A 4,040-nucleotide genomic window follows, 5' to 3' on the forward strand; every position below is an offset into this window, starting at 1 on the left:
TCCGGGCACTTTCCTGGACACGCCGCGCTCATTTTCGCCGTTTACCGAACGGGCGCCTCCTCCACTACTAGCATCCGGCCCCATGGCACGCGGCCAGGATCTCGGCCAGGTGCATGACCCGGACCCCGCCGCGCAGCCGCGACAGCGCCCCGCCGATGTGCGCCAGGCAGCCGTTGTCGACCGCGCACACCACGTCCGCGCCGGTGTCGCGGACGTGCCGGACCTTGTCGGCCACCATCGCCACCGAGACATCGGCGTTCTTCATCGCGAACGCGCCGCCGAACCCGCAGCACTCGTCCGCCGCCGGAAGCTCCACCAGGTCGAGGCCCTTCACCGCGCGCAGCAGCCGCAGCGGCCGGTCGGCGACGCCGAGGGTCCGCGCGGACTGGCAGGACGGGTGGTAGGTGACGCGGTGCGGGAAGTAGGCGCCGACGTCGGTCACGCCGAGCACGTCCACCAGGAACTCGGTCAGCTCGTAGACCGCCAGGTCCTCGGCGGCGCGGGCCAGCGCCGCGTCGCGGGACGCCCGCGCGATCCGCGGGTAGGCGTCGCGGACGGCGGCGGCGCACGACGCCGACGGCGCCACGATCGCCTCCGCGCCCTCGAACGCGGCGGTGAACGCGCGCGCGAGGCCGGCCGCCTCGCGGTGGTAGCCGGTCGTCCAGTGCACCTGGCCGCAGCAGGTCTGGCCGGGCGGGTAGGAGACGTCGTGGCCGAGCCGCTCCAGCAGCGCCGTCACGGCCCTGCCGGTCGCGGGGAACAACGCGTCGTCGAAGCACGCGACGAACAGCGCGACGCGCATACCGGCCTCACCCCCCACGCTCGCAAAGCCCGGTCCCCGGGGCACATCGTAGGACGCCCGGAGGCCGCGTCCGGGTGAAACGATCGCACACGCCGACCGGAACCGGGCGCCCCGGTAAGGAAGATCCAACGGGCGGGAACGTTTTCCGGACGTCGGCGTGTCGTTCTTCGTCCGTTATCGAGCGTGAGGAACGCTATGCCTGGCACCTCAGGGTGAGGCGGGTCACAGATCACCGGCACTCCGGTACCAAAGGACAACCGTCCCAACGGGCTATGGCCGGGTCGAGCGAACCGTTCCACACTGGGGTGCGTCATAAGGGAAAGCACCACAACCGACCAGTAGTTGAGACCGGAGGCACGCCGATGTGCCCGCACCAGCCGCCCTGTCCCTCGCACAACGCGCCCGACCGCGACGCCGCCAGGACGCTCGCCGCCCATCCCGAGCAGGGGTGGAGCCTGCTGTGCAACGGCGTCGTGCTCTTCGAGGACACCGGCGAGCTGCTGCCCGATGGAGTGGTCATCGCCCCGCACCGGCCGACGGACCTGAAGGCGCCGTCCGCCGCGTGACGAGTCTCCGACGGGGGACTAGTTCGAACGGGTGATCATCCTCGGGGGCACGCCCGCCCGACCACGCCCTCTGGGCCCGCACCGGGCCCAGGGGCGTACTGCTGTCCAGACCCTGTTCACCGGGCCGTCCGCGCCGGTGTCGCCGCCCAGCGCCGGAGCCACGGCTCCGCCGCCCGGCCCGCCTCGGCGGGGTTCTTGTTCAGGTCGTGCCGCTCCCCCGGCAGCACCTCGACATGCGCCGCGTCCGCCGCGTCCGGCACCCCGAACGGGTCCCGGTCGCCGTTGACGACCAGAACCTCCACGCCCGCGCCGCGCAGCTCGTCCACCCGGGTCTTCTCCGGCTTGCCGGGCGGGTGCAGCGGGAACGCCAGCGCGACCACCCCCGCCGCGCCGGCCGCCGTCGCCGTCCGGCACGCGACGCGCGCGCCGTTGCTTCGGCCGCCCTGCACGAGCGGGACGTCCCCGTACCGCTCCCGCAGCGCCCCGACGACATCGAGCCACGCCTCGTCCTGCTTGACGGCGGAGCCGGGCGCCCTGCGCCCCGCGAGCCGGAACGGCTGCATGACCCGCGCGACCGCGCCGTCCAGCCCGAGCGCGACGTCGCGGACCGCCAGCAGGTCGGGCGCGTCCACTCCCCCGTTCGACCCGTGCGTCAGGACCAGCAGGAACGCCGGGCGGTCCGGGCCGTCCAGGGTCGCCTCGGCGGGCCCGTGCGCGGTCTGGATCTGCATGACGCCACGGTATCGGCCCGGCACGGCCGGTGATCGCGTGGGGCACACTGGACGGATGGAGATCATGACCGACAGCGAATGGCGCGCCTTCGTCCTGGAGGGCACCCGCACCGGCAAGGCCGGCGTCACCCGCAAGGACGGCACCCCTCACGTCACGCCGATCTGGTTCGTCCTCGACGGCGACGACCTGCTGTTCACCACCTACCACGAGAGCATCAAGGCGCGCGTCCTCGCCCGCGACCCGCGCCTGTCGGTGTGCGTCGACGACCAGACGCCGCCGTTCTCGTACGTGATGATGCAGGCCGAGGCGCGGCTCATCGAGGACCTCGACGAGCTGCGCACGTGGGCGACCGCCATCGGTGGCCGCTACATGGGCGCGGACCGCGCGGAGGAGTTCGGGGCGCGCAACGCGGTGCCCGGCGAGTACCTCGTCCGCGCCCGCATCACCAAGGTCGTCGCCCAGCGCCACATCGCGCACTGAGGCGCCGCGGGGTCAGCCTCCCGGGCGCTCCGGCGGCGGGGCGCCCATCGCCAGCCGCAGCCGTTCCGCGAAGCTCTCGTGCAGCAGCGGCCCCCAGGGATACCCGTCCGGCACCCGGACGGCGTCGCCGATCACCTCGTCGACGCTTCCGGGCCGCTCCTGCTCGCCCGCGTGCCGGACGGCCAGCAGCGCGTACATGTGGTCGAGGGCGCCGAACGCCTCGCCGGCGAGCGCGGGCAGCGTCCCGTCGCTGACGGCCTGCTCGACGACCGGCTCCCACCACAGGTCGGCGGGGTCGGCGTCCTCGTCGCCGAAGTCGCGGCGCAGCCGCGCCCGCACCTGCCCGGCGACGCCCGGGTCGGCGAGGCCGCGCCGCCACACCTCGCCCGCCTCCGCGCCGCGCCCGCGCAGCGGCAGCGTGCGCGCCAGCAGCTCCGTCGCGAGCGGCCCGACCTCCGGGTCGGCGGGCTCGGACGGGTCGCCGAGCGCCGCGCCGAACGCGCCGACGGCCTGGTCGAGGTAGGAGATGCCGAGCGCGACGGCGAGCCGCGCGTACGCGTACGGGGCGCCGTCCCGCTCGATCAGCCTGAGCCCCGCGGCCAGCACCCGCTGCGCGCGGGCGGGCTCGCCGCGCTCCAGCAGCCGCTGGGCGAGGTCGTGCGCGGCGGGCGGCCCGTATTCGGGGTCGCCCGTGCCGATCACGGCCTCCCAGTGCTCGCACGCCTCCTCGAACGCGCCCGCGTCGTCGGCGAGCCGGGCGAGGGCGAGGTGGGCGGGCGGCAGGTACGCCGGGTTGCCGAAGTCGACGACGACGCGCCAGGCGGGCGCCGCCTCCTCGTGCTCCCCGGCCCGCTCGTGGGTGAGCGCCAGGTGGTAGGCGGCGCGGGGGCCGTACTCGGGGTCGCCGGTGGCGATGGCGGCCCGGTCGGCCTCGCGGGCCGCCTCGACGTCGCCGCCGTCGTCCAGGACGACCGCGAGGCCGAGCGCGGCCTGCGCCCGGCACGGGGTGTCGCCGAGCGCCAGCACCCGCTCGAACAGCAGCGCGGCCTCCCCGGCCGCGCCGTTCTCCGCGAGGCTCCGCGCCTCCTCGCACAACAGGGCCGGGTCGTCGGCCGCGGACTCGCTCATCGGTCTTCTGCCCTCTGGGGGTCGGGGTCCGTGCCCTCTGCGGGCCGGGTCCGCCCAGAGCCTAGCGACCGAGCCGCCGCCCGTCCCGGAGGACACCCGGAAACCCCGCCAAGATCACAAAACCCCGTATCCCCGACCACGCAAGCCGACCGAACCCCCCGCCCGAACACCCCAACGGTGACCCGGCCGAACACCCAAACGGTGACCCGGCTGAACACCCATACGGAAGAAGAACCTCAGCCACGGTCACGGGCAGGCACGCGGAGCGAGCGCCAGCGAGCGCAGCGGGCCTGCCCGACGACGGGCGGGCCGGGTACAGCCGCGGGCGTACC

At 74.9% G+C, this 4,040-nt stretch carries 5 protein-coding genes; 2 read left to right on the plus strand and 3 right to left on the minus strand.

Going from position 1 to position 4,040, the window contains the following annotated elements:
• Positions 1–67: 67 nt before the first annotated feature.
• A complete protein-coding gene (locus ABZ914_RS47980; protein WP_500201300.1) occupies positions 68–802 on the minus strand; it encodes a (Fe-S)-binding protein in 735 nt (244 codons plus the stop codon).
• Between the two features lie 362 nt (positions 803–1,164).
• Between ABZ914_RS47980 and ABZ914_RS47985 the strand changes: the two genes are divergently transcribed.
• On the plus strand, positions 1,165–1,368 hold the full coding sequence (locus ABZ914_RS47985) for a DUF5999 family protein (protein WP_190868705.1): 204 nt from the start codon (positions 1,165–1,167) through the stop codon (positions 1,366–1,368).
• A gap of 116 nt (positions 1,369–1,484) precedes the next feature.
• Here the strand turns inward: ABZ914_RS47985 and ABZ914_RS47990 are convergent, their stop codons facing one another.
• The gene (locus ABZ914_RS47990) at positions 1,485–2,099 is read right to left on the minus strand and encodes an alpha/beta hydrolase family protein (RefSeq protein WP_500201301.1); all 615 of its coding nucleotides are present in this window, start codon (positions 2,097–2,099) and stop codon (positions 1,485–1,487) included.
• A 55-nt stretch (positions 2,100–2,154) separates the two neighbouring features.
• Between ABZ914_RS47990 and ABZ914_RS47995 the strand changes: the two genes are divergently transcribed.
• Positions 2,155–2,580, plus strand: coding sequence for a PPOX class F420-dependent oxidoreductase (locus ABZ914_RS47995; protein ID WP_500201302.1), 426 nt, complete (start codon positions 2,155–2,157; stop codon positions 2,578–2,580).
• A 12-nt stretch (positions 2,581–2,592) separates the two neighbouring features.
• Here the strand turns inward: ABZ914_RS47995 and ABZ914_RS48000 are convergent, their stop codons facing one another.
• Positions 2,593–3,708, minus strand: coding sequence for a tetratricopeptide repeat protein (locus tag ABZ914_RS48000; protein ID WP_500201303.1), 1,116 nt, complete (start codon positions 3,706–3,708; stop codon positions 2,593–2,595).
• Positions 3,709–4,040 lie beyond the last annotated feature (332 nt).

The sequence above is a fragment of the Spirillospora sp. NPDC046719 genome (assembly GCF_040645715.1).
GTDB lineage: Bacteria > Actinomycetota > Actinomycetes > Streptosporangiales > Streptosporangiaceae > Spirillospora.

Excerpts from the sequence above, each read along its gene's own strand:
- ABZ914_RS47990 (WP_500201301.1), bottom strand. The coding sequence starts at position 2,099 with ATGCAGATCCAGACCGCGCACGGGCCCGCCGAGGCGACCCTGGACGGC.
- ABZ914_RS48000 (WP_500201303.1), bottom strand. The coding sequence starts at position 3,708 with ATGAGCGAGTCCGCGGCCGACGACCCGGCCCTGTTGTGCGAGGAGGCG.
- ABZ914_RS47980 (WP_500201300.1), bottom strand. The coding sequence starts at position 802 with ATGCGCGTCGCGCTGTTCGTCGCGTGCTTCGACGACGCGTTGTTCCCC.
- ABZ914_RS47985 (WP_190868705.1), top strand. The coding sequence starts at position 1,165 with ATGTGCCCGCACCAGCCGCCCTGTCCCTCGCACAACGCGCCCGACCGC.
- ABZ914_RS47995 (WP_500201302.1), top strand. The coding sequence starts at position 2,155 with ATGGAGATCATGACCGACAGCGAATGGCGCGCCTTCGTCCTGGAGGGC.